Origin of the sequence: Roseobacter sp. EG26 (assembly GCF_049830555.1) — a bacterium.
Taxonomy (GTDB): domain Bacteria; phylum Pseudomonadota; class Alphaproteobacteria; order Rhodobacterales; family Rhodobacteraceae; genus Roseobacter.
This window is the reverse complement of the sequence record NZ_JBNBLH010000001.1, coordinates 241866-267041: the sequence shown is the minus strand read 5'-3', so window position 1 is coordinate 267041 and position 25176 is coordinate 241866. Positions and strand designations below refer to the sequence as shown.

Here is a 25176-nt window from a genome sequence, read left to right as displayed (position 1 = left end):
CGGTCAAAACCCAGAGCGTCACATTTCCTTTAAATTCAACAGCAAGGGATAGCCATATGAGATCGAAATCTGTTTGCGTCTACTGCGGCTCCCGTCCCGGTGCCGACCCCGCCTATATGCGCGACGCCAAGGACCTCGGGCGCGCGCTGGCCGAAGAAGGCTGGCGGCTTGTCTACGGGGCGGGCGACGTGGGCCTGATGGGCGCTGTCGCCAGAGAGGCACAGTCCGCGGGCGCCGAAACCTTTGGCGTGATCCCGCAACACCTTGTCGATTGGGAGGTCGGCAAGACCGATCTGACCTCCTATGTGGTTACTGAGACCATGCATGAGCGCAAGAAGGTGATGTTCATGAACTGCGACGCCGTAGTGGTGTTGCCGGGTGGCGCGGGCTCACTCGATGAGTTCTTCGAGGCGCTGACCTGGCGCCAACTTGGCCTGCATGAAAAGCCGGTTTTCCTTGTGAATACAAATGGCTACTGGGATCCGCTTGTGACGCTCCTGACCCATGTCACAACCCAAGGATTTGCCGATGACAGCCTGCACGGCTACTACAGCACCGTGCCGGATGCCGAGGCCGCGCGTGCCGCCCTGCGCCGCGCATTGTCCTGACGCAGGGCTGAGACGGAATAGAACGCCAGTGCCGTCCAGATCAGGACAAAGGCGATCAGATGCCAGCGCCCGAAGGGTTCGGAGAAGACAAAAACCGCGCAGGCGAATTGCAATGTCGGGTTGATGTATTGCAACAGCCCGACCGTGGTCATCGCCAGCCTGCGCGCGGCAAAACTGAACATGATCAGCGGCAAGGCGGTGATCGGTCCGGCAAAAACAAGCAGCGACATCGTGGTCAGATCGCCGCCAAAAACCGCTCCGCCATTGTGATAGGTTTGCAACAGAATGACCACGGCAAAGGGAACCAGCAGGAGCACTTCGGTGGTCACGGATACCACGGGCCCAACGTCGAGTTGTTTTTTGATCATCCCGTAGAGCCCAAATGTCAGCGCCAGCGTCAGGGCAATCCAGGGTGCGGTGCCCAGACCAACCGTCAGAACCATCACCGCGACAGCCGCCAATCCGACCGCCAACCACTGCACCGCCCCCAGTTTCTCGCCGAAAATCACCCGCCCGATGACGACGGCGACCAGCGGATAAACGTAATAGCCAAGAGAGGTCTGCGTCGTGCGCCCGGTTTGCACGGACCAGATAAAAAGCGCCCAATTGGCCGCGATCATCACCGACGCGACAGCGACCAATGCAAAACTGCGGCGGGTATTCATGGCCTGCAAGACTTCGCCCAGCCGTCCTTGTGCCCCCAGAACGACACCGAAAAACACCAGCGACCAGATCATGCGGTGCGACAGAACTTCCATAGCCGGGATATGCGACAGCATCTTGTAGTACATGGGGGACAACCCCCAGACGGTACAGGCCCCGACCATCGCCGCCACGCCCTTGGCTGGCCCACTCAACATATTGGCACTCCTTCTTGCCGCCGGTTGTGATCCGAAAATCACCGCGCAACAAGCAAAAAGGCCCCGCCAGATGGCGAGGCCTTTGAATGCGGTCCATTGAGGATCAGAGGCGCGAGGCGACGTTTTCCCAGTTCACCAGATTGTTCAGGAAATTATCGAGATACGCCGGGCGCTTGTTGCGGTAGTCGATGTAGTAGGAATGCTCCCAAACATCACATCCCAGCAGCGCCGTTTGCCCAAAGCACAAGGGGTTCACGCCGTTTTCGGTCTTGGTGACCTTCAGCCCGCCATCCGCGTCCTTGACCAGCCAGGCCCAACCCGACCCGAACTGGCCCGCGCCTGCGGCCGCAAACTGCGATTTGAATTCATCCATTGAACCAAAGCTCTCGTCGATGGCTTTGGCCAGTTCACCCGGCACGCCAACCGGGCGCGGCGACATCATTTCCCAGAACTGATTATGGTTCCAAAGCTGGCTGATGTTGTTGAAAATCCCGTTCTGCGCCACGGCAGAACCGTCATAGGTGCCCTTGATGATCTCTTCGAGGGATTTACCTTCCCATTCCGTGCCTTCAATGGCCTTGTTGCCATTGGTCACATAGGCATTGTGGTGCAGGTCGTGGTGATATTCCAATGTCTCGGCCGACATGCCCTGTGCTGCAAGCGCATCATGAGCGTATGGAAGGTCAGGTAGTTCAAAAGCCATTTGGGCCCCCTTTGGTGATTCAGATGGGTATGGAGAGACATGAAGCTCACCCAATCATAAGTTCAAGTGTTAACGGGCGCAAAAAGTTCCTGAAGCGCAATTATTCGGTGCGCGGCGTGCATTTTCCCTTACCCGAAAACCGATTGGGATAGTTCTCCGGCTTGGCGTAGATGGCAAATTTGTTGGTCTTCTTGTTGATCTGCGCGGAATAGTCGAAATAGCCCACCCGCTGGTTGGCATCATCCTTGGCACCGCGGATCGTCCAGCGGACATCGAGACGTTTAGCATCGTTGCGCACGACCTTGGCGCTCATCGGTGTCTTGTTGAAATAGAGGATGACAGCATCAATGACCGTCACCTGACCATTTGGTTTGACGACAATACCGACCTTATCCGAAATCCAGTCGAGGTCCTTTCTCTTCTGCGTCACATCGCAGTCGTAAAGGATCCCCTGTGCGGCGCCAGCCTGCGCCATGAAACCCGCGAATAAGATTACAAAAAAACCACGTAACATCTTCACTCCTTACCACTTTTCCATTGCCATAGGGCATTTGCGTCGTTGAAAACCATTCTTGCGGCAGGAGCCGCCTGATGAAGTTCTATTGCCGTTATCCGGTCACTAGCCGGTACGTTTCTTGCAGGTGCCCTCTCCGGAAAACCGATCCGGATAACCGTCTGGGCGGGCATAAACCGATATCTTTCCGTTTTTCTTGATGGTCGCCTGATACTCGAAAATGGGCGCAAGTTGATTGTGAGAGTTCACAAAGCCAGCGACCGTCCAGCCAACAAACAAGCGGCGATCATTCTTCCTGACCATATCCGCCTCGATCGGGCTCGCATAGACATGGAGGATCATCCCATCGCTGATCGTGGCCTTGCCATTCTGATCCAGAACAATGGCCAGCTTTTCTGAAATATAGCCGCCGCCCCTCTTCAACTGCGTGATGTCACAGTCATAAAGCACACCGCCGGAGGCGGCCCGGGCGGCGGGTGCCAATGTCAGCAGGCCGAGGGCGGCCAGGGGTGCCATAAGGGTTTTAATGTGCATCGTTCATCCGCAGGTTTTTGACGTTCTGCCCCTCGGGTTGCGCCGAATTGTCGGAGCCGCAAGCCCGGGTCAGTTGAACGCCCCGTTATCATCAGGCGGAAAATCGCATTGACGCTAATGGGCGTCAACCCCACGATTGCTAAAGATTGACTTCGGAACCAGGCTGCGCGGCAACAGTCAGCAGGTCAAACACATATTGTGCTTGAGACCGGAAACAGATGATCTGAAAACTGTCTTCATCGCGCATCCAGAAGGCGGCAGGCACCTGCGCCATGCGGGTCCGGCGGAACATCCCCGGCTTGAATGCATCCGGCGACAGATCAACGGGGCAAAGCTTGGCGATGACCTCGCGCGCCCGGCCTCCGCCAACGCGAAAGGACGCCCGGGCGTCCGAGACATTGACCGCCAGCGCATGGGCATCGCCCAGGGTTTTCTGCATCAATTCGATATTCGCGGCCACTGTCTCATAGGGGCAGAGCACCAGCAGTTCATCCGGGCTCATCCAGCAGATACCGCGATTTTCGACGCAATTGGCCTCGCCCTGCCCGGGCATATCCACCGCCGCAACGCCGGTCGCCGCATTCTTGACAGCCGTCGTGGAGAGATCGCCGCGCAGCGTGATCATGCCCTGCAAAGGCACTTCGGTAATGGTTGCGATACCGGCGTCGGACACGGCGCCATCGAGGGCGGTCACGGGATCAGACATTCCCCTTCTCCCCTTCCTTGTCATAGAAAACCGGATCGACGATCCGTGCTTTGTAGGTTGCGCCATTGGTGCCGGGGAATTCGATCACCTCCCCCATGCGGTCGGGACCATGCAGCACCAGCCCCATGGCAATTCCTTTTTCAAGGTTGGGGGAGTAGTAACTGGACGTCACGCGCCCGATCATGTTTTTCTGACCGTTGGCGTTTTCGCCATCCCCCAACGCGTAAGCGCCATCCGGCAGCACCGACCCCGAAAGCGTCTCCAGTCCGACCAGCTTCCAACGTTCCGGATCGGCCATATGACTGCGTTCCTGCGCGCGCTTGCCCAGAAAATCCTCTTTCTTTTTGGAAATCGCCCAATGCAACCCCAGATCCTGTGGGATTACGGTGCCGTCGGTCTCGTCACCGATCATGATGAACCCTTTTTCGGCCCGCAGAATGTGCAGCGCTTCGGTGCCGTAAGGCATCACGCCGAGATCATGACCCACGACCATCAGCGCATCCCAGAAGGCTTGCCCCTGCCCTGCATCCACGGCAATCTCATAGCTCAACTCGCCTGAGAAGGAGATGCGGTAGACCCTCACCTTGAAACCACCGAGTTCGCCATCGGCCCATTCCATAAAGCCCAATGCCTCCTTGGAGACATCCATACCGCCCAGCTTTTCCAGCGCTTTGCGGGCGTTTGGGCCGACCACGGCGACCTGCGCGTATTGCTCGGTCACATTGGCCACATAGACCTGCCAATCCCACCATTCGGTCTGCAGCCATTCTTCCATATGGCCGTGAATGCGCTCAGCCCCGCCGGTGGTGGTGTGGCAGAGGAAGGTGTCCTCGTCGATCCGCGCGACCACGCCATCGTCGATGAGAAATCCGTTCTCCGAACACATCAGCCCATAGCGGCATTTGCCGGGTTTCAGCGTGCTCATCATGTTGGTGTAGAGCATGTCGAGGAACTTGCCCGCATCCGGCCCCTTGACGATCAGCTTGCCCAGGGTCGAAGCATCCAGAAGGCCGAGATTTTCGCGCGCGTTCTTGGTTTCGCGCATCACCGCGTCGTTCACGCTCTCGCCCGCGCGCTGATAGCAGTAAGGTCTGCGCCAATGGCCGACCGGTTCCCAATGCGCCCCGTTGGCGTCGTGCCAATCGTGCATCGGCGTGCGCCGCAACGGCTGGAACACCTCGCCGCGCGCTTCACCCGCAATCGCCCCCATGGAAATAGGCGTGTAAGGCGGGCGAAAGGTAGTCGTGCCGACTTGCGGGATCGTGGTATTCAGCGATCCTGCCAGTGTCGCCAGCCCGTTGATATTGCTCAGCTTGCCCTGATCAGTTGCCATCCCGAGGGTTGTGTAGCGTTTGGCATGCTCGACACTTTCAAAACCTTCCTGTGCTGCCAGTTGAACGTCAGAGACCTTGACGTCGTTCTGATAGTCCAGCCAGGCTTTGCTGCGCAGTTCGATCCCGGCCCCTTGCGGCATCAGCCAGACAGGCGACATAGGCGCTTCTTCCAGGCTTTCGGCCACCGGGCAGGCGGTTTGTTTGATCTTGTACCCTGCCGCTGATGCTGCAAGCTTGCCCGCCTGATCACCATCCCCCAATGCATCGCCCAGCAGCAGGCTGCCGTTGGCAGCACCAGCGGCGGTCACAAAGGGCTGGCCGTCCGCGCCGGTCGGCGCTTTGTCCACATCCGGACGGAAATGTGCCTGCGCCACGTCCCAGACCAATTTGCCACCACAATGCGACCAAAGGTGCACCACCGGGGACCAGCCACCCGACATGGCCACGGCGTCACAGGCAATCTCTTCCAGAACCGCCCCTGCACCCGCCTGGCTGCAAATGGCGACACCGGTCACGCGCTTGGAACCTTTCACCGACGCAATCGCATGGCCCATCATCACCCGAATACCCAAGGCCTTGGCCTGTTCCATGACCGGGCTGTCCACGGCCTGCACTCGTGCATCAATGATGACCGGCACGCTCAAACCGGCATCTTTAAGAGAAAATGCCGTCAAATAGGCATCATCGTTGTTGGTGACCACAACCGTACGATCGCCCGCAGAGACCCCGTAATTCACTACGTAATCGCGCACAGCAGAGGCCAGCAGAACCCCCGGAATATCATTTCCCGCAAACGACAGGGGCCGTTCGATGGCGCCGGTGGCCGTCACGATATGGCGCGCGCGAATGCGCCATAACCGTTGGCGTGGCCCCGGTTTTTCGGGGCAATGATCGCGCAGCTGCTCGTATCCCAACACGTAACCGTGGTCATAAACCCCCGCGCCCATCAGGCGATTGCGCATCGTCACATTGGGCATGGATTGCAGCTCGGCGACGGTTTGCTCCACAAAGTTCTCCACAGGCGCGCCATCAATTGAGCCGCCATCGACCGGTGCCCGCCCGCCCCAATGGGCGGATTGCTCGACCAAAAACACCTTGGCCCCTGTCTGAGCGGCCGCCTTTGCGGCCTGCAACCCTGCGACACCACCGCCGATCACCATCACATCGCAAAAGAAATGATAATGCTCGTAGGTATCTACATCGCGCGCCTTCGGTGCCCGCCCCAGACCCGCGGAATGACGGATGATCGGCTCATAGACATGTTTCCACAGGGGCCGCGGGTGGATGAACATCTTGTAATAAAAACCGGCGGGCAGAAAGCGGCTGAGACGGCTGTTGATTGCACCGACGTCGAATTCGAGGCTTGGCCAGTGGTTCTGGCTCTGGGCACTCAGCCCCTCGAACAACTCAGTGGTCGTGACGCGCTGGTTCGGCTCGAATTTGCCTTCTGCACCAAGGTTGACCAGACCATTGGGCTCCTCGGCACCGGATGCCACCACGCCGCGCGGGCGGTGGTACTTGAAGGACCGCCCAACTAGCATCTGGTCGTTGGCCAACAGGGCCGAGGCCAGCGTATCCCCTTCGCAACCGCGCAATTGCTTGCCATTGAAGGTGAAATTCATCGCCTTTTGCCGGTTCAGCAGACGGCCACCTTTTACCAGACGCGTGCTCATTTCAGGGTCCTCACGGAACGCCGGGGCATCATGGCCCTCGGGCAGGAAAAATTCTTGTCAACGAAAGTGGCGTGCTGCGTCACTTGAAAAGCCTCCACGACCAACCCGGGCGTTCGCCACTGATTTTCTCACAGATATCCTTGGGCGGTTCATAGGTTTGGGCCGCGTAGGTACCAAAGACCTGCAACGTGGTCGTGCAGCGGGCCGCGTGGAACCATTTGCCGCAGCCATAGGCATGACGCCAGCGTTCGAAATGAACCCCACGAGGGTTTTCGCGCATGAAGAGATAACCTTCAAAGTCATCGTCAGTGGCACCGGGGCCAAATCTCTTCAGATGCGCTTCACCACCTCCGTGGAATTCGGTTTCTTCGGCAGTCACACCGCAGACAGGACAGGTAAGGCTCAGCATGGCAAGGCTCCGGCAATCGGGGCACGGCACGCCAAAAGGGCGGACGTCAAAAGACGCCCGCCCTTGGCGGTCCGCACAATGAAGTGGGAGTTATTCGACGACAGCCGGCGCTGTTTCAGCGGGGGCTGTAGGTGCGGACTCGATGGCTGCAGGATCACCGGCAGCATCGGGGTCAGTGGGGACGGTGCCAGTGCCAAGCACTGCCAGCAGGAAGACAAATGCGCCGATAACCACCAGCGCGATGAAGATGCCTTTACCACTGACGCCGTCGTTGTGGGTCGTATAGTCAGCCATGGTTCTGTCTCCTTGTTACGGGAGGCCAGTGTGTACGGCAGGGACCGGGTCGCAATATCAGCGGAAAACCCCGGTGAATTTCGGCGCGCGCAAGCCGGTTGGCCCTGTTTTGGACGGCCAGATTGTGCCGAAAGACCACCGGAAATTGCCTGGTCGAGCCCGCGCAAGCGCGCATCTTCCGTATCGCCAAAGGCGCTGATGCGCGTTAACATCCTCAGACCCGAGAGAATAAAGGACCCGATATGAGCGACACGATGATCGCGGTGCTGGGCTTTGGCGCCATTGGCGCGGTGGCGCTTGTGATGCTGATCAGGGAAAGACGTGCCATGGCCGCCCGCAAAGCCGCGCGCGGCGGGCGCGAAGTCGACGTCAGCCAGTTGATCGCCTTTGGCAGTGCCGCCGGCGAAGGCAAAAAATCCATTGAAGACTGACATCAGTGGGCCACCCCGGCGGCCACGCTTTCGTCGATGAACCGCCCCTCGCGGAAACGCTCCATGCCAAAGGCATCCGTCAGCGGCCCGTGACCCTTGGCGATCAGCTCCGCCATGGCCCAGCCGGACCCGGGCGTCGCCTTGAACCCGCCGGTGCCCCAGCCGCAGTTGATGAACACATTCTCGACCGGTGTTTTTGACAGGATCGGCGAGCGGTCCCCGGTGATGTCTACGATCCCGCCCCATTGGCGCAGCATCTTCAGACGGCTGACCATCGGGAAGGTCTCGACCAGCGCCCGCACCGTTTCCTCGATATGGTGGAACGATCCGCGCTGGGTGTAGTTGTTGTAGCCATCGGTGCCACCACCAATCACCATCTCGCCCTTGTCGGACTGGCTCATGTAGCCGTGCACGGTGTTGGCCATGACGACAACATCCATGCAGGGTTTGATTGGCTCAGAAACCAGCGCCTGCAAGGCCACACTTTCAATCGGCAGCCGGAAGCCCGCCAGCCCCGCCACATGGCCGGAATTGCCCGCAACCACAATGCCCAGCTTGTCGCAGTCAATGGCGCCCTTGGAGGTATCGACGCCCACCACTTTGCCGCCTTCGCGGCGCACGCCCGTGACCTCGCATTGCTGGATCACATCCATGCCCATGTCTGAGCACGCGCGCGCATAACCCCAGGCCACCGCATCATGGCGCGCCGTGCCGCCGCGCGCCTGCCACAACCCACCCAGCACTGGGTAGCGTGGCCCGTCGATATTGATGATCGGCACCAGTTCTTTTACCCGCGTGGGATTGATGAACTCGGTTGTCACCCCTTGCAGCGCATTGGCATGGGCGGTGCGCTGATAGCCGCGCACTTCGTGATGGGTCTGCGCCAGCATGATCACCCCGCGCGGGCTGAACATCACGTTGTAGTTCAGATCCTGGCTCATCGTCTCGTAAAGCGACCGGGACTTCTCATAAAGCGCCGCTGACGGGTCCTGCAAATAGTTCGAGCGGATGATGGTGGTGTTGCGTCCGGTGTTGCCGCCGCCCAACCAACCCTTCTCCAGAATGGCCACGTTCTTGATGCCGAAACGCTTGCCCAGGTAATAGGCGGTCGCCAGACCGTGGCCGCCCGCACCGATGATGATCACATCGTATTTCTTTTTTGGCTCAGCCTTGCGCCATGCCCGTTCCCAGCCCGTGTGATAGCGCGCAGCTTCCCGTGCGACCGCAAAAACCGAATAGCGTTTCATGGCAAGACCACCCCAAGACAAAGAATGCGGATTCGGCCCGACATTCAGAATGACACCGTTCTGCTGCACTGGCCGAAAAAGAGGATACTGCGCGCGCCGCTTTCTAACAAGTTTGCGACACCTTTCACTATTGCAACAGCGGCCACGCGAAGGCGTGATCATTTGTCTCTTTTGCACCGGCGCAATGGTGGCTACATCTGACGTCGAAGGAGCCGTTACGCATGACACTATTCTGGATCATAGCCGGGGGGCTGGCGCTGATGGTATCGGTGGTACTGGCCGCGGGCCTGCGCGCGCCCCGCAAAGGACTGGTTGAACCGGCCGCTGCCTATGATCTGCGTGTCTATCGCGATCAACTGCGCGAAGTGGACAAGGATCTTGCGCGGGGTGTTGTCAGTGCGGCGGATGCCGAAAGGGTGCGTGCCGAAGTTTCGCGCCGTATCTTATCGGCTGATGCCGCCCTGCAAGCGGAAAACCTGTCAACGGATGCCAGCAAGGGCGCGCCAGCGCTTGTCGCGGGCGTCTTGGCTCTGATCCTGATCGGTGGCAGCGTGGCGCTCTATACGCAGCTGGGCGCACCGGGCTATGGCGATCTGGGTCTCCAGAGCCGGATTGCCCTGGCCGAAGGCGCGCGTGAAAACCGCCCCAGTCAGGAGGCTGCAGAGGCCAGCCTGCCCGCCGGGGCCACGCCACAGGCAAGCCCGGATTACGTGGCGCTTGTCGAGAAGCTCAGGGAAACCGTTGCCGAGCGTCCGGATGATCTGCAAGGCCATATTCTGCTGGCCCAGAACGAAGCCAACCTGGGCAATTTCCCGCAAGCGGCTCGCGCACAGGCCCACGTCCTGCGCATCAAGGGCGATGAGAGCACGGCAAACGATTTCGTGGATTATGCGGACATGCTGGTGCTGGCGGCAGGCGGCTATGTCTCTCCGAGAGCCGAAGAGGCCCTGCGCGCGGCCCTGACGCTCGATGCAACCAACGGCACCGCACGCTACTATCTGGGGCTGATGATGGCCCAGACCGGGCGGCCCGACACGGCGTTTCGGCTCTGGGACGCGCTTTTGCGCGAAGGCCCGGAAGAGGCCCCCTGGATTGCCCCGATCCTGTCGCAGATCGAAGACATGGCCTTTCGCGCAGGCGTGACCTATCAATTGCCGCAAATCGGCACCGGGCGCGGCCCCACTGCCGCCGATATCGAAGCCGCGCAGGACATGAGCCCCGCCGAGCGCATGGAAATGATCCAGAGCATGGTCGCGGGTCTCTCCGAGCGGCTGGCAACCGAAGGTGGCACGGTTCAGGACTGGGCGCAGCTCATCAGCGCATTGGGGGTCCTTGAACGATATGATCAGGCGCGCGCAATCTATGAAAACGCCATTGAGGTTTTTGCCGATGACACCCGCGCTCTTGATTTGTTGTTGCGTGCCGGCCAACGCGCTCAGGTTGTCGAATGATCTTTGAAGATGTCGCAGATTTCGCCGCCAGCCTGCCACCCATGCAGAGCATCGCGGGGCTTGATCTGGGCACCGTGACCATCGGGGTTGCAGTCTCAGACACCTTCCTGTCGGTCGCCACCCCGCTGGAAACGATCAAAAGGCGCAAATTCACGCTGGATGCGGCCCAACTGGCGAAAATCATTGCCGACCGCCGCATTGGCGGGATCGTGCTGGGCCTGCCGCGCAATATGGACGGCTCCGAAGGGCCGCGCTGCCAGTCCACACGCGCCTTTGCGCGCAACCTCGCGCGCGAGAACGGGATCGGGGTCCCGATCACCTTCTGGGACGAGCGCCTGTCGACCGTGGCCGCCGAACGCGCGCTGCTGGAGGCGGATACGTCGCGAAAACGTCGCGCCGAGGTTATTGATCACGTGGCCGCCGGGTATATCTTGCAGGGAACCCTGGACCGTATCCGTGTGATCCGGGCGGGTATGGAAGGGTAGCACATGACAGATGACATCTGGCGCCGCGAGGAGGTCGAAAGCCCCTGCATCAAGATCTGTGTGGTGCACCCGGAGGCCCGCATCTGCACCGGCTGTCTGCGATCCATCGACGAGATCACCCAGTGGTCACGCATGACGCCCGAAGCACGCCGCGCGGTCATGGATGAATTGCCGACCCGCACCGGCCTGATCACCAAGCGCCGGAGCGGACGCGCGGCGCGGCTGGCCCGCTAGAGGCACCCGCTCAGGCCCGCTTGCGTGCCTTGATCATGGTCGCCGCCTGTGTGTACCCGCCCGAAGCACCATCGATGAAGTGGATGTGGTCATCGGTCAAAACCGAGGGCACGATGCAGGTCATCATCGCCTGATCCTGCTCGAAAACACCATAGTCCACCACCCCGTCCGCCTGCGCCTTGTCGAGCAAGACTTTGATTTTCCTCAAGGTATCCGGGTCGCAATCCAGCGTCATCTTCAGCCCGTCATCATATTTGCGAAAGTCCGAATTGCGCGAAACGGTGCGCGCATAATGGTGACCGTTGAAGCCACCCACTGTCAGACCGCTGCGGATCAGCACCCAGGCCAGCAGCGTTTCGAGCAGTATTTTCCGCCGCGTGGCGCTGAACGATCCGTCGCCTTTGGTCGCATGTGCCTCCAGCTTGACGCCGGGCGGCGGCCAGCGGTTGCCCGGCCCGTCTGCGGGCACCGGATGCCCACCCCGCGCCAACCCTTGCGTCAACGCGATGACCTGGCCCACCACTTGCGTGAACCTCGCGCCATCCACACCGCCCACGGGCTGCATCACCAGCGACAGGATCGTTCCATTCTGCGCCGTGGTCGGCGACCAGCGGCAGGACAGGCCGGTCAGGTCAGGCACCGTGCCCGTAGGTGCCGGATCGAACCCGTAGTCCTTTGATTTCAGGGAATTTTCCGCCCAGGATACGCCGCCCCCGTTGAACATGGCATAATCCGCCGTTTCCGAGGCCTGATAGCGCGCCACCCCGATGCTCAGGCCGGCGGCCAGAATGTCACGCACCGGCACCAGCCCGGCGCGCAACCCGATCTCAAACTCATCCGCAGCCCAGCGCTGCACCGCACGCAGGGCGTCTTCAGCCACGCCCCGCTGCTCTGGCCAGATCGCAAAAGTGGCCCCGTCCCCGCCAAAAACAAAGGGAAAAGGCGCACCGCCCGCCGCGTTGATCTGCGCCGAAATCACCGCTGCCCCGACCATGTTGACCGTCTTGTAGCGCCCGTTGGCCACCTCAACCGTGGAATTGACCACGTCGGACACCCCCACCAGCCAATCCTCGGGGATGGCGGTGAAACAGGCGGGATCGCACAGGCTGTCAAAACTCGCGGTGCGCGGAAGATCAGCGTAGAATCGCGTGCTTGTGCCCATGCTTCCCCCCCGCGTCTGGCTTCCGAGGCAGCCTAGCACAGCCTGCCGCCGCGATGAACTCCGCCCCTTAGTGCCCCTGCAAATTGCGCACTTTGGTCCCGGCCAGTTCCAGAAGCTGTTTCATATAGAGCGTTTCCAGATCGTCCTGCCGGACCGCGGCACAAAGCCTGCGCGGGATACCTGCTTAGGCCCGTTGGTCTGAAATCCGGGCGCCGAAATGTCAGAGCTTTTTGATCAGATCGGGAAGCTTGCGATAATCCAGTGTGATGATCAGGCTGGGCCCCACAGGGTTTTGATCGTCCATCAGCACTTCTTCATAGGCATCCATGGCCGTCTTTGCGCCCTCGGTATCCGCCAGCATGTTCGGGTTCATCATGGTGTGTATTTGTTCATCCGTCAGGCCAGCGTTGGTTTCCGGGTTGGAAAGAATGGCACGGTCCTCGTCCGAGATGGGCCCGCCCTTGTAGCCGATGCTCACGCCTTCGGCCCCTTTGAGCGACTTCATGAAGTGCATGTGTTCCGGCACGACATCGCGGTCGATCTTGCCCGCCAGATTCTGACGTTTCACCCCGGATTTCTGCGCTGCCGATTTGCGCCGTTTCTGCGCTGCGAAACCCTTGGCCCATTCAAACCAGCCCCCCAGACTTGAGCCCAGAAGCTCGACAATCTGCTTGGTCACGACGGCCCCTGTCGGATGCCATTCCAGCACGCCGACAACGCCCGAAAACCTGTGATGACCCGCCATCAGGCTGTAAAGTTCCTGAAAATAGGCCTTCAGGTCACCTGGATTGGCAGGCTCGCCGATCTTGCCCGTGACATGCAGATCCGCCCAGTTGCGGTTGGGACCGGTTTCGATCGTGCCGGAAAAAACGCCGTGCTTCAAAGAGTTGCTGAAAAACTCCGGTACGTCCTGAGCCACAGCCTCCACTTCGGGCTCCGGCTCGACCAGCGCGCCGGCACCGGCGTCCCTGTCCAGATCAAGATCGGTGCGCGCCACGGTCTCGGGTCCGTCACTGCCTTCGAATTCAACGCTGTAGCTGTCTGTGTCGTTGTTGTCCGACACCACAATCCGGCCCCGCCGACCCGTGGCATCCCGCACCCTTGTACCCGGCGCCAGCCCCTCTGCCACGACACGTTGCAACGGGGCATCGGGGCGCGCATGCAAATTGGCGCGGGTCTGGATAGCGTTCAATGCAACAACACTTTGGCTGGTGCTGGCCTTCTGCGCCAGAACACTCAGTCTTGCACCACCCGGTTTCGCGATGGGGTTGGCCGGTCTCTCACGAGGCGCGCGGCGCTGCTTGTCAGCCTTCATGCCGGCTCGGTCTTCTCTGTGAAAGCATCCATTACTTGCAACCTATACTAGAAAATGCTCCGCGCGAAAGCCTGATGGATGTCCCTCACTGCATTTGAAGTTTGCGGGCTTCTGTCCCGGCCAGTTCTAGCAATTGCTTCATGTAGGGTTTTTCCAGATCGTCCTGCCGGACAGCGGCATAAAGCCTGCGCGTGATACCCGCTTCGGTCAGGGGCCGCGTGATGTAGTCAGAGGAATATTTGACCTCGCGCACAACCCAGTCGGGCAAGACCGACACCCCGCGATTTGACGCAACCAGCAGCAGGATCACCGCGGTCAGTTCCACCTGCCGGATCGCTGCCGGTTCCACCTTGGCCGGGATCAAAAGCTGACTGAACACATCCAGCCGGGTGCGCTCCACCGGGTAGGTGATGAGCGTCTCGCCTCTGAAATCGGCCGCATCCACATAGGGTTTCTTGGCCAGCGGATGTGTGCTGGCGGCGACGAAAACCGGCGCATAATCAAAGAGTTCCACAAATTCCACACCCTGAAGCTCCTCGGGATCGGAAGAGATGACCAGATCGACCTCTTCTTTCAGCAGCGCAGGCAGCGCGTCAAAGGCGAGCCCGGGGCGAATGTCCACATCCACATCGCCCCAGTTCTTGCGGAACAATTCCAGCACCGGAAAAAGCCATTCAAAACAGGCATGGCATTCAATGGCGATATGCATCCGCCCGGTCGATCCCGCTCGCAGGCCGGTGAATTCTTCCTGCAAGGCCTGCACTTGCGGCAGAACCTGTTGGGCAAGCTTCAACAGGCGCATACCGGCGGGCGACAGTTTCAGTGGTTTGGAACGGCGCACGAACAGCTCCACACCGGCCTGATCCTCCAATCCCTTGATCTGGTGGCTCAGTGCCGATTGGGTGATGTGCAACTGATCGGCCGCCCGCGCCAGCCCACCCGCCTCGTGAATGGCCTGAATGGTGCGCAGATGGCGGAACTCGATATGCATATGATCCTCATGTTAAAGATGAGAGTTATGAATTTGTCTCACGAACACATCTGTGGCACAAGGCATGAAATCATGAGGATCCTGTTTGATGCCCACGCCATCCGTCTCGTTTGAAGTCTTCCCGCCCCGTTCCATCGACGCCTCTTTCAAGCTGTGGGAAACCGCGCAGGCGCTGGCACCGCTGGAGCCACGGTTCTTCTCTGTCACCTATGGTGCGGGTGGCAGCACTCGCGATCTGACCCATGATGCCGCCTATACCCTGCGCAAATCATCCGGGCTGCCGGTCGCCGCACATCTGACCTGTGTGGGGGCAACCAAATCCGAAACCATGGCCACGGCCCAGCGTTTCGCCAAGGCAGGTGTGACCGACATCGTGGCCTTGCGGGGCGATCCGCCCGAAGGTGCCGCCGGGTTTGAGCCACACCCTGAGGGTTTCGCAAATTCCTGTGAATTGATCGAAGCGCTGGCGCAGACCGGCCAGTTTACCCTGCGTGTCGGGGCCTATCCCGAGAAACATCCCGATGCGGACAATCAGCAGGCCAATATCGACTGGCTCAAGGCCAAGATCGACGCAGGGGCTGACGAGGCCATCACCCAATTCTTCTTTGAGACGGACACGTTTTTGCGCTTCCGGGATGACTGCGCCAAAGCGGGCATCACAGCGCCGATCACACCGGGCATTCTGCCGATCATCAACTGGACAAATGCGCGTAAATTCGCGCTGCGTTGCGGCGCAAACGTACCGGACTGGCTCGATCAGGCGTTTGATACCGCCATCCGCGATGACCGGCATGACCTTCTGGCCAAGGCAATCTGCACGGAGATGTGCTCGGACCTGTTGGACGAAGGCGTCGATAGCCTGCATTTCTACACGTTGAACCGGCCCGAAATGACCCGAGAGATTTGCCACGCGTTGGGGGTCACACAGGCCGTTACCGGCGTGCGGGACGTCGCGTAAGTCTTGTAGCTCAAAACCAATAATCCTAGCTTCCGGGGTAGCGCAGCCCTGGAGACGCCCATGCCCATCGCCACATCCCCCGCCGATCTGATGCCCCAACACGAGGCGCTACAGCTCTCCGGTCTGGCATTCATGCAATCGATCCTGGAGGGCAAGACGCCCGGCCCGCCGATTGGCCAGACCATGGGCTTCACGCTGCATGACGTGGCCGAAGGGCGCGCGGTTTTCACCGGCACGCCTGAGTTCAACGTGACCAACCCGATGGGCACCGTGCACGGCGGATGGTACGGCGCGCTTCTGGACAGCGCTTTGGGCTGTTCGGTGATGACCTGCGTGCCGCGCGGCTCGGTCTATACAACGCTGGAATTCAAGGTGAACATCCTGCGCGCCATCCCGCTGGGCACGCGCGTGATCTGCAAGGCTGAAGTCGATCACGCCGGACGTTCCACCGGGGTGGCCCATGCTGAGATCAGGGGCGCTGATGATGACAAGCTTTACGCTACGGGCTCCACGACCTGCATCATCATGAAGCTAGCCTGACCCACGACCCGCAAACGGGATCAATCGGGATCGATGTGCAGGCCCCGGCTGCGTGCCAGCGCCCGGCAATAGGACGTCCAGTCGCGAAAATCCTCGCTGAAAAAATAGAGCGCGCCCTTGTCCGACCATTGCGCGCATTTCTCGCCCCAGAGGTGGGAGACATAGCCTTCGGTATCGGAGCGTCTTTCGTTTTCGGCCTGCGCCAGTGCTGCGTCCGCCCAAACCTGCGCTGCGGCATGAAGCCGTCGGGCGCGATCAAAGGTGCTGACGCGGTCGGATGCAACGGTGTAGAGCGCACCGCATTGGATCATGCATTCGCTGATCGGCTGACCGGCATGGGCGGGCGAAGACCCCGCCATCCAGACAGCGCAAATCAATGAAGTCTTTCGCAACATCAACCACCTCCAGGATATGCAAAAGGTGAATAGCAGGGCAATATGGTGAGAATTTGGCGGGGCTCTCTAGACCGTTTTGCTGAACCGGACCCAGCCGCGCGCCGGAGGTTTTGCGGCCTCTCTCAAGGAAACGCTGTCGTGCAGATGTTCCGATGGATCGAGGCCCACTTTGCGGGCGCGACGGGAAATGAACCATCTGCCGTACCCTCTGAAAGTGCCCGTCGAGGGTGCTGTGGCATCCTGCGCAAACCGTTGCGCCCAGCCATCGGGCAGCGGCAGCCCGCAGATTTGCGCGCGCTCGAGCATCCAGACAAGCGGTATGTTGGATAACTCGCGCGCCTCCTCATAGCCGCCCAGCTGCCCCCCCACATCGCCATGAGTGCCCGGAAACCAGACCTGCTCAACCTGCCCTTCGAACCCCTCCGGGGACGTCCACATCACCGGCGCATAAACCACGCGGGTTTCATCAAGCGCCAGTGCCTGGAACCCGGCTTTGACGTTGTGGCTCAGATGGTGGTTGTGAAACGCATGACGCGCTTCGCTCAGGCGCCACAGAATCGGCGCATTGAACCCAAGTGATTTGACCGTGTCCCAGACGCCGATCATTTCGATCTGCACCTCGCCCAGACAATGCGCGGCGCGAAATTCGCGGGCGCAGGCACTGTCCGGATCTCCCTCATAGTGGCGGTAGACATCGCGAATATTGCGTTCCGTTGCCTCTTCTGCACGCAAGAGCCCCATGCGGTCGATCACGCCCGCAAGGCTGCGGACCGCATAGGCGCCCCGCGAATACCCCATCAGGAAAATCTTGTCGCCCGGACGGTACCGCGAGGCCAGATAGCCGTAGGCGCGTCGTATCTGGCGGTTGATCCCACGCCCCTGCAACACATCCATGGCCGAGCGCCAGCCATTCCATTGCAATCCCGGTTCATAGTAGATCGACAGTTCGCTGCCGACTTCGCGGCACAGATGATAGGCCCTTCCTGCGTTGGTCTCGCACCCCGGTTCGAGCGAGGACATGGTGCCATCCAGGATCACCACATGGACAACGGGGCCACGGCGGGGGCCAAAATCGCTATCGGGCCGGCGCCAGAACCTGCTGCGCAGCCAGCCGAGCCATCTGTTATTCCGCCGCGAGGACCTCACTGTTCAACAGCTCCCAAACTTTATGCGGTGTGAAAGGCATATCGGCCTGTCGTACGCCCCGCTCCCAAAGCGCATCCTGAACCGCGTTCGCAACGGCGGCCAATGCACCCACCGTGCCCGCTTCGCCACATCCCTTCATACCCATGATGTTGGCGGTGGAGGGCACCGGTTCCGATGTAAAACTAATAGTGGGTATGTCATCCGCGCGCGGCAAGGCGTAGTCCATGAACGATGCCGTGAGCAATTGCCCATCCGCGTCGTAGACAACATGCTCTGTGATCGCCTGACCGATCCCCTGAGCCACCCCGCCATGAACCTGACCTTCGGCCAGCATCGGATTGATAAGATTGCCAAAATCATCAACGACCGTGTAGCGCTCGACCGTGACCACACCGGTCTCGGGGTCGATCACAACCTCTGAAACATGACATCCGTTTGGAAAGCTGCGCGCGGGCAGTGTGGCGCGCGCTTCATGTACCAGCAGATCATCGCGCCCTTTCGCGCGGGCCATTTCTGCCACCTCCAGCATGGTTGGTGTCAGGTTCGACCCATCAGCGCGGAACCGTTCGTCGTCAAAGCTGATCTCTGAAGCGGGTACGCCCATTTCATCGGCCAGAAAGGCAGAGAAATCCTCGGTCATCGCTGAAACCGTGGCCAGTGTCGCATTGGTCTGCACGGTGACGGATCGCGACCCGCCCGTGCCACCGCCCGAGGCGATCAGGTCACTGTCGCCTTGTACAACGGAGATCATTTCAGCGGGAATACCGGTCTGATCGGCAAGGAAGGCGGCAAAAACCGTCTCATGCCCCTGCCCTGTGGATTGTGTGCCCACGTAAATCGTCACCGTACCGTCCTCATTAAACGTCACCTTCGCGCCTTCCGAAGGATCACCCAAAATACTTTCAATATAGTAACACAAACCAACGCCTCTCAGAAGACCGCGTTCGGCATCAGCCTTTTTGCGCGCCTCAAAGCCTGAAAGTGCCGCTTCCTGCACCGCCCGGTCGAGCACCTTGTTGAAATCCCCCACATCATAGGTTTCGCCCACGGTGGTGTCGTAGGGGAACTGTTCCGGCTTGATGAAATTGCGCCGCCGCAGCGCAATGGGGTCCACGCCCAGCTCGCGCGCCGCCCGGTCCATCAGCCGTTCCAGGACGTAAATCGCCTCCGGACGCCCAGCGCCGCGATAGGCATCCACATAGGTCGTATTGGTGTAAATCCCCTCAACCCGCAGCCAGGTTTTCTGCACGTCGTAGACACCCATCATGACGCGGCTGAAAAGCTGCGATTGAATGAATTGTCCGAAATGGCTGTTATAGGCGCCCAGATTGCAGCGGGTGTGCACCCGGTAGGCGATGATCCTGTTGGTCTCGTCAAAGGCGAACTCAGCCGTGGAAACCAGATCACGGCCAGCATTGTCCGACAGCATGGCCTCGGTGCGTTCCGACATCCAGCGCACAGGACGCCCCGCAAGCCGTGCGGCATGCGCCGCAAGGGCGTATTCGGGATAGGGAAACCCCTTCATGCCAAAACCACCGCCCACATCCGGCGTGGTCACGCGCACATCGGCTTCTTCGAGCCCCAGTGCCTTGGCAATGAATTCCTTCTGGCCCCAGACCCCCTGTCCGCCCAGCGACACATGCACCCGGTTGCCGTCCCATTCGGCAAAACACCCGCGCGGTTCCAGCGAATTGACAATGATCCGGTTGTCTCCAACATCCAGGCTGACAGTTCTGGCCGCCGATTTGAAGGCGGCATCGGTTGCTGCCTCGTCTCCCATTGCCCAGTCAAAGGCCTGGTTGTCCGGCACGTCATCATGCACGGGCGCACCCCCGGCGGTCACGTCCATCTTGGCGGGCAGATCATCGTAATCAAGCAGGATCAGCTCTGCCGCGTCGCGCGCCTGATCCAGCGTTTCAGCGACGACAAAAGCAACCGGCTCGCCTACAAACCGCATCTTCCCCTTTGCCAGCAAGGGGCGCTTGGGTGCCGCCCCCGGGGTGCCATCGTGGTTTTTGACCGTCGCCGCATACATGTTGACATCCATGCCGGCCGCTTCGAGGTCATCTATGGTCAGAACCGCATGGACACCTTCGGCCTCGCGCGCGTCCGACACATCCAGCGTTGTGATCACACCATGCGCGACAGGAGCCCGGAAAACGAAGGCCCGCAGCGCGTTTTCTGGCGCGATATCATCTACATAACGCCCATGGCCGGTCAGGAACCGCACATCTTCCACACGTCTGATCGATTGTGATTTGCCGAACTTTTCCATGGGGAATTTCTCCTTATGCCATCTTGTGCCATCGCGTCACGCGGACACTAGCGGCAAGGGCGCGCTTGTCCAGTCACGCGAGCGATGGTTTGATCACGCAATTGCCGGATCGGCGGGAATGCGACCTCCGCCCAGGTCGCAAACAGAACAGAGGATCGCCGCCGCCTCAGACATCGTTGTGGCAAAAGAGGAGGTATCACATGGTCTCATCCCTACCCCTGGAAAAAGGCCGTCTCAGCGAGAGCCAGACCAAATCCTACTGGGACGATGGCTACCTTTTTCCGATCCCGGTCATGCCAGCTGATGAGGCGCGGAACTTGCGCGCGGAACTGGAACGGATCGAAGATACCTGGCTGGCCGCGGACCTGCCGCTCTCGCTGAACACCTACAAGCGTGTCAACGCCCATTGCGTGATGCCGCTGGCCCATCGCATCGGGTCTGATCCGCGCATTCTGGACGTTGTGGAGGGCATTCTGGGGCCGGATATTCTGATTTACGCCGTCGAGTTTTTCATCAAGGAACCGAGGACGGCCCATAAAGTCTCGATGCATCAGGATCTGACCTATTGGGGTCTGGGCGCGGTTGACGGGCTGGTCACCGCCTGGCTGTCGCTGTCGCCTGCCACGCCCGCTTCGGGCTGTATGGATTTCGTCAAAGGCTCCCACAAAAACCCGATCCTGCCCCATGAGGATACCTTTGCCGAGGACAACCTGCTGAGCCGGGGACAGGAGATCAGGGTGGATGTCGCCGAAGAGGACAAGACACCCATTGAAATCCATCCCGGCCAGATGTCGCTGCATCACGGGCTGACCATTCATGGCTCCGGCCCCAACACAACCGATGATCGTCGCATCGCCGCTGTCATCCGCTACTGCACGCCAGACATCAAACAGCGCTTGGGTGATGTCGATTACGCAGTGCTGGCGCGGGGCGCGGACCGGCATGGCAATTTCCTCAGCTTTGATCCGCCTGAAACGGATTTTGCGCCGCAGGCCCTCGCGCAATATGAAGAGATACGGCAAGCACAGGCCAAGGTGATGATGGCCGGTGCCAAAAGCAAGAAAGGCCTATACGCATGAGCACCAGTGACATGAAACACGTGGGCTTCACCCAAATGAAAGATGGCACCGCCGAGGATTACGCCTTTCTGACCGAACACGAGGTCGCCTACACGCGGGGCACCGCCGGGCGGTTGCTCAAAGCACTGGTCGATCTCGATGAAAGCCTGTCAGGCTATCAGGTCACCCGTCTGGGCCACTCGCTGCAATCGGCGACACGGGCGTGGCGGGATGGTGCGGATACCGACTGGATGGTCTCTGCGTTGCTGCATGATATCGGCGACATCTATGCGCCTTATAACCACGACGAATATGCCGCCACCATTCTGCGCCCCTTCGTGCGCGAACAATGCGCTTGGGTGGTCGAGAAACATGGCGATTTCCAGATGGTCTATTACGGCCACCACGTCGGGGCCAATCCGCACAAGCGCGACAAATACGCAGGCCACCCGTATTTCGAAGATTGCGCCGCCTTCTGCGAACGCTGGGATCAGGCGAGCTTTGATCCCGATTACGACACGCTGCCGCTGGCGCATTTCGCCCCCATGGTCGAGGAGGTCTTTGCCCGCACGCCCTATGACGCGCAGGTTATCCGCAGCGGGCAGCGCGAGCCTCTGGTCGCAACCCCACGCAGTTGATCACAGGCCGGGAGCAAATTATCCCCGGCTGCCACCTTCCCCTTTTCCGCAAGCTCGGTTAGACCCGCGCGGGCAGAGTGACGAAGGACGTGATCATGGCGCTGACCAAGACATTTGACGCAAAAGAGGCCGAAGCGCGGCTCTATGCCGCGTGGGAAAAATCAGGTGCTTTTCAGGCCGGGGCCCATGCCAAACCGGGTGCCGCGCCGTTTTCGATCATGATCCCGCCGCCCAATGTCACGGGCTCGCTACACATGGGACATGCCTTCAACAACACGCTGCAGGACATCCTGATCCGCTGGCACCGGATGCGGGGTTTTGACACGCTCTGGCAGCCCGGCACCGATCACGCCGGTATCGCCACGCAGATGGTGACTGAGCGTGAAATGGCCGCCAATCAGGAACCCTCGCGCCGCGAGATGGGCCGCGAGAAATTCCTCGAACGGGTCTGGCAGCAGAAGGTCAAATCCCGCGGCACCATCATCGGCCAGCTCAAACGCCTTGGGGCCTCCTGCGACTGGTCGCGCGAGGCTTTCACCATGGGCGGTGCGCCGGGCGATCCGGACGCAAGCCAGGGACCCAACTTCCATGATGCGGTCATCAAGGTCTTTGTGGACATGTACAACAAGGGCCTGATCTATCGCGGCAAGCGGCTGGTGAACTGGGACCCGCATTTTGAAACCGCGATTTCCGATCTGGAGGTTGAGAACATCGAGGTCGACGGCCATATGTGGCATTTCAAGTACCCGCTGGCGGGCGGTGCCACCTATGAATATGTGGAAAAAGACGAGGACGGGAACGAGACCCTGCGCGAAACCCGCGACTATATCGCCATCGCCACCACGCGGCCCGAAACCATGCTGGGCGACGGCGCCGTGGCCGTGCATCCGTCAGACGCGCGTTACGCCCCCATCGTCGGCAAGCTCTGCGAAATCCCGGTGGGCCCGAAGGAACACCGCCGTCTGATCCCGATCATCACCGATGACTACCCCGATCCTACCTTTGGCTCGGGCGCGGTGAAGATCACCGGCGCGCATGACTTCAACGACTACGCGGTCGCCAAACGCGGCAACATCCCGCTCTACCGGCTCATGGACACCAAGGGGGCGCTGCGCGAGGACGGCGCGCCCTATGCCGAAGCAGCGGGTATTGCCATGGCCGTGGCCAAGGGGGAGCGGGAGTTATCGGAGGCCAAGGCCGATACGGTCAATCTGGTGCCGGACGATCTGCGCGGGCTTGACCGGTTCGAGGCGCGTAAGAAAGTCGTCGCCCAGATCACCGACGAAGGGCTTGCCGTCATGCAAACCGTCACCAAGCTCGACGGCGAGGGCAGTGAGGTCGAGAGCTTTGTGCCTTATGTCGAGAACAAAAAGATCATGCAGCCCTTCGGCGACCGCTCCAAAGTGGTCATCGAACCGATGCTCACCGATCAGTGGTTTGTCGAGACCTCGAAAATCGTGCAGCCCGCCATTGACGCGGTGCGCAACGGAGACGTCGCGATCCACCCCGAACAGGACAAAAAGGTCTATTTCAACTGGCTGGAAAACATCGAGCCTTGGTGCATCTCGCGCCAGCTCTGGTGGGGGCATCAGATTCCGGTTTGGTATGGGCCGAAACACAACTGCACGACCTTCACGGCAGATGAAAAAGAAGCCCGCCGGTTGACGAAAAAACACAATCAAGGCGAGTACGCCGTGTTTTGTGCTCCTACAGTTGAAAAAGCGCTTGCTCAGGCTCGCGACTACTATGGTCAGTGGGGCCAAGATGCTGTCGAAGCAAAAGACTTCAATGAGGCAAAAGAAATCTCTTTGAATTCCTTTCGAAATGAAACCGTTCAAAGAATGGCCATATTCCGCGACCCCGACGTCCTCGACACATGGTTCTCCTCCGGCCTCTGGCCCATCGGCACACTGGGCTGGACCGGTGACGCGGAAGCAGACGCACAAAACGCGGCGCTGCAAAAATACTTCCCGACCTCCGTGCTGATCACCGGGTTCGACATCATCTTCTTCTGGGTCGCGCGGATGATGATGATGCAATATGCTGTGGTCGGCCAGAAACCTTTCGACACGGTTTACGTGCACGCGCTGGTGCGGGATGAGAAGGGCAAGAAGATGTCCAAGTCTCTGGGCAATGTGCTCGACCCGCTGGACATGATTGATGAGTACGGCGCGGATGCGGTGCGCTTCACGCTCACGGCCATGGCCGCCATGGGGCGGGATCTGAAACTCAGCACCGCGCGCATCGCCGGATACCGCAATTTCGGCACCAAGCTCTGGAACGCCTGCCGCTTTGCCGAGATGAACGGCGTTTTCGAGGCGCGTGCATCCGCGGTGCACGGGTTGTGCACAGGTGGTGCATGCCCTGTGACCCCCACCGCAGCGGTCAACAAGTGGATCATCGGAGAGACCGCCAAGGTCCGCGAAGAGATCGACGCGGCCCTCGAAAACTACCGGTTCAACGATGCCGCGAATGCCGCCTACAGCTTTGTCTGGGGCAAGGTCTGCGACTGGTATGTGGAGCTTTCCAAACCGCTGTTGCAGGATGCGGCAAATGCCGATCTCGCGCCGGAAACCCGCGCCACGATGGCCTGGGTGCTGGATCAATGCATGATCCTGCTGCACCCGATCATGCCCTTCATCACCGAAGAGCTTTGGGCCGCCACCGCCCGCCGCGACAGCCAGCTTGTGGTCTCCGACTGGCCCAGCTACAGCGCCGCCGATCTGGTCGATGAGGCTGCCGACAAGGAACTGAACTGGGTGGTTGGTCTGATCGAGGCGATCCGCTCTGCCCGCGCCCAGATGCATGTGCCCGCAGGGGCCTATGTGCCGCTGGTTGCTGTCGGTATGGATGCGGCGGCCCGCGCGGCGTTTGACGCCAATGAGACCATGATCAAACGTCTGGCCCGGGTCGAGAGCATGAGCGAGGTGCAGAGCTTCCCCAAAGGGTCCGTCACGCTGGCGGTCACGGGGGGCAGCTTTGGCCTGCCGCTGTCTGATGTCATTGATGTTGAAGAAGAAAAAGCACGTCTGCAAAAAACACTGGATAAGCTTGGCAAGGAATTGGGCGGGTTGCGTGGGCGTCTGAACAACCCCAAGTTCGCGGCTTCCGCCCCGGCGGAGGTGGTCGCGGAAACCCGCGCCAATCTCGCGTTGCGCGAAGAGGAAGAGAGCAAGTTGAGAGAGGCGCTCGCCCGATTGGCTGAATTGGGGTAA

25 protein-coding genes are annotated in these 25176 nt (G+C 60.2%); 10 read left to right on the top strand and 15 right to left on the bottom strand.

Annotated features, from left to right (window positions below):
- Nucleotides 1-56 precede the first annotated feature (56 nt).
- The gene (locus ACOTTU_RS01330) at nt 57-608 is read left to right on the top strand and encodes a TIGR00730 family Rossman fold protein (protein WP_298913323.1); all 552 of its coding nucleotides are present in this window, start codon (nt 57-59) and stop codon (nt 606-608) included.
- Here ACOTTU_RS01330 and rarD read toward each other — a convergent pair.
- The 8 genes from rarD to ACOTTU_RS01290 form a co-directional block, all read right to left on the bottom strand.
- Nucleotides 548-1468 (bottom strand): EamA family transporter RarD, encoded by a 921-nt coding sequence (gene rarD / locus ACOTTU_RS01325; protein WP_425655773.1) that lies wholly within the window; start codon nt 1466-1468, stop codon nt 548-550. The two genes, ACOTTU_RS01330 and rarD, sit on opposite strands and share 61 nt — an antisense overlap.
- A gap of 103 nt (nt 1469-1571) precedes the next feature.
- Complete coding sequence (locus ACOTTU_RS01320) at nt 1572-2171, bottom strand: superoxide dismutase (protein WP_298913327.1); 600 nt, start codon at nt 2169-2171, stop codon at nt 1572-1574.
- Between the two features lie 100 nt (nt 2172-2271).
- On the bottom strand, nt 2272-2685 hold the full coding sequence (locus tag ACOTTU_RS01315) for a hypothetical protein (RefSeq protein ID WP_425655772.1): 414 nt from the start codon (nt 2683-2685) through the stop codon (nt 2272-2274).
- Nucleotides 2686-2790: 105 nt separating this feature from the next.
- The gene (locus tag ACOTTU_RS01310; protein WP_425655771.1) at nt 2791-3201 is read right to left on the bottom strand and encodes a hypothetical protein; all 411 of its coding nucleotides are present in this window, start codon (nt 3199-3201) and stop codon (nt 2791-2793) included.
- A 157-nt stretch (nt 3202-3358) separates the two neighbouring features.
- Nucleotides 3359-3925 carry a sarcosine oxidase subunit gamma gene (locus tag ACOTTU_RS01305; protein WP_425655770.1) on the bottom strand — a complete coding sequence of 189 codons (567 nt, stop codon included), beginning with the start codon at nt 3923-3925 and terminating at the stop codon, nt 3359-3361.
- A complete protein-coding gene (locus ACOTTU_RS01300) occupies nt 3918-6932 on the bottom strand; it encodes a sarcosine oxidase subunit alpha family protein (RefSeq protein ID WP_425655769.1) in 3015 nt (1004 codons plus the stop codon). Before ACOTTU_RS01300 ends, ACOTTU_RS01305 begins: the two co-directional genes overlap by 8 nt.
- A gap of 79 nt (nt 6933-7011) precedes the next feature.
- Nucleotides 7012-7341 (bottom strand): sarcosine oxidase subunit delta, encoded by a 330-nt coding sequence (locus ACOTTU_RS01295; protein ID WP_298913341.1) that lies wholly within the window; start codon nt 7339-7341, stop codon nt 7012-7014.
- Nucleotides 7342-7431: 90 nt separating this feature from the next.
- Entirely contained in the window at nt 7432-7635 is a 204-nt protein-coding gene (locus tag ACOTTU_RS01290) for a hypothetical protein (RefSeq protein ID WP_298913344.1), read from the bottom strand.
- A gap of 242 nt (nt 7636-7877) precedes the next feature.
- On the opposite strand from ACOTTU_RS01290, the gene ACOTTU_RS01285 reads away from it, so the two are divergent.
- The gene (locus ACOTTU_RS01285; RefSeq protein WP_425655768.1) at nt 7878-8066 is read left to right on the top strand and encodes a hypothetical protein; all 189 of its coding nucleotides are present in this window, start codon (nt 7878-7880) and stop codon (nt 8064-8066) included.
- A gap of 2 nt (nt 8067-8068) precedes the next feature.
- On the opposite strand, the gene ACOTTU_RS01280 is transcribed toward ACOTTU_RS01285, so the two are convergent.
- Nucleotides 8069-9313: a sarcosine oxidase subunit beta family protein gene (locus tag ACOTTU_RS01280; RefSeq protein ID WP_425655767.1), complete on the bottom strand. Its 1245-nt coding sequence runs from the start codon at nt 9311-9313 to the stop codon at nt 8069-8071.
- Nucleotides 9314-9534: 221 nt separating this feature from the next.
- Here ACOTTU_RS01280 and ccmI point away from each other — a divergent pair, with 221 nt between their 5' ends.
- From ccmI to ACOTTU_RS01265, 3 genes are read left to right on the top strand one after another with little or no spacing between them, the layout of a single operon-like run.
- The gene (gene ccmI / locus ACOTTU_RS01275) at nt 9535-10764 is read left to right on the top strand and encodes a c-type cytochrome biogenesis protein CcmI (RefSeq protein ID WP_298913353.1); all 1230 of its coding nucleotides are present in this window, start codon (nt 9535-9537) and stop codon (nt 10762-10764) included.
- Nucleotides 10761-11249 (top strand): Holliday junction resolvase RuvX, encoded by a 489-nt coding sequence (gene ruvX, locus ACOTTU_RS01270; protein ID WP_425655766.1) that lies wholly within the window; start codon nt 10761-10763, stop codon nt 11247-11249. Before ccmI ends, ruvX begins: the two co-directional genes overlap by 4 nt.
- 3 nt (nt 11250-11252) lie before the next feature.
- Nucleotides 11253-11483, top strand: a complete 231-nt coding sequence (locus ACOTTU_RS01265; protein ID WP_425655765.1) for a DUF1289 domain-containing protein — start codon at nt 11253-11255, stop codon at nt 11481-11483.
- A 10-nt stretch (nt 11484-11493) separates the two neighbouring features.
- On the opposite strand, the gene ACOTTU_RS01260 is transcribed toward ACOTTU_RS01265, so the two are convergent.
- The 3 genes from ACOTTU_RS01260 to ACOTTU_RS01250 all read right to left on the bottom strand — a co-directional run bounded on the left by ACOTTU_RS01260 (nt 11494) and on the right by ACOTTU_RS01250 (nt 14951).
- Nucleotides 11494-12645 (bottom strand): DUF3095 domain-containing protein, encoded by a 1152-nt coding sequence (locus ACOTTU_RS01260; protein WP_425655764.1) that lies wholly within the window; start codon nt 12643-12645, stop codon nt 11494-11496.
- A 220-nt stretch (nt 12646-12865) separates the two neighbouring features.
- Nucleotides 12866-13960 carry a hypothetical protein gene (locus ACOTTU_RS01255; protein WP_425655763.1) on the bottom strand — a complete coding sequence of 365 codons (1095 nt, stop codon included), beginning with the start codon at nt 13958-13960 and terminating at the stop codon, nt 12866-12868.
- A gap of 85 nt (nt 13961-14045) precedes the next feature.
- Nucleotides 14046-14951 carry a LysR family transcriptional regulator gene (locus tag ACOTTU_RS01250; protein ID WP_298913368.1) on the bottom strand — a complete coding sequence of 302 codons (906 nt, stop codon included), beginning with the start codon at nt 14949-14951 and terminating at the stop codon, nt 14046-14048.
- Nucleotides 14952-15039: 88 nt separating this feature from the next.
- On the opposite strand from ACOTTU_RS01250, the gene metF reads away from it, so the two are divergent.
- Both metF and ACOTTU_RS01240 read left to right on the top strand, forming a co-directional pair.
- On the top strand, nt 15040-15909 hold the full coding sequence (gene metF / locus ACOTTU_RS01245) for a methylenetetrahydrofolate reductase [NAD(P)H] (protein WP_425655762.1): 870 nt from the start codon (nt 15040-15042) through the stop codon (nt 15907-15909).
- A gap of 60 nt (nt 15910-15969) precedes the next feature.
- On the top strand, nt 15970-16449 hold the full coding sequence (locus tag ACOTTU_RS01240) for a PaaI family thioesterase (RefSeq protein ID WP_425655761.1): 480 nt from the start codon (nt 15970-15972) through the stop codon (nt 16447-16449).
- Between the two features lie 20 nt (nt 16450-16469).
- Here the strand turns inward: ACOTTU_RS01240 and ACOTTU_RS01235 are convergent, their stop codons facing one another.
- The 3 genes from ACOTTU_RS01235 to ACOTTU_RS01225 form a co-directional block, all read right to left on the bottom strand.
- Nucleotides 16470-16844, bottom strand: coding sequence for a hypothetical protein (locus tag ACOTTU_RS01235; protein WP_425655760.1), 375 nt, complete (start codon nt 16842-16844; stop codon nt 16470-16472).
- 66 nt (nt 16845-16910) lie between these two features.
- On the bottom strand, nt 16911-17990 hold the full coding sequence (locus tag ACOTTU_RS01230) for a DUF2235 domain-containing protein (protein ID WP_425655759.1): 1080 nt from the start codon (nt 17988-17990) through the stop codon (nt 16911-16913).
- Nucleotides 17968-20265, bottom strand: coding sequence for a xanthine dehydrogenase family protein molybdopterin-binding subunit (locus ACOTTU_RS01225; protein ID WP_425655758.1), 2298 nt, complete (start codon nt 20263-20265; stop codon nt 17968-17970). The genes ACOTTU_RS01230 and ACOTTU_RS01225 overlap by 23 nt, the downstream gene beginning before the upstream one ends.
- Nucleotides 20266-20465: 200 nt before the next feature.
- On the opposite strand from ACOTTU_RS01225, the gene ACOTTU_RS01220 reads away from it, so the two are divergent.
- The 3 genes from ACOTTU_RS01220 (at nt 20466) to ACOTTU_RS01210 (ending at nt 25176) form a co-directional block, all read left to right on the top strand.
- The gene (locus ACOTTU_RS01220; RefSeq protein ID WP_298913381.1) at nt 20466-21344 is read left to right on the top strand and encodes a phytanoyl-CoA dioxygenase family protein; all 879 of its coding nucleotides are present in this window, start codon (nt 20466-20468) and stop codon (nt 21342-21344) included.
- 11 nt (nt 21345-21355) lie between these two features.
- On the top strand, nt 21356-21961 hold the full coding sequence (locus tag ACOTTU_RS01215; RefSeq protein ID WP_425656434.1) for an HD domain-containing protein: 606 nt from the start codon (nt 21356-21358) through the stop codon (nt 21959-21961).
- 95 nt (nt 21962-22056) lie between these two features.
- Nucleotides 22057-25176: a valine--tRNA ligase gene (locus ACOTTU_RS01210; RefSeq protein ID WP_425655757.1), complete on the top strand. Its 3120-nt coding sequence runs from the start codon at nt 22057-22059 to the stop codon at nt 25174-25176.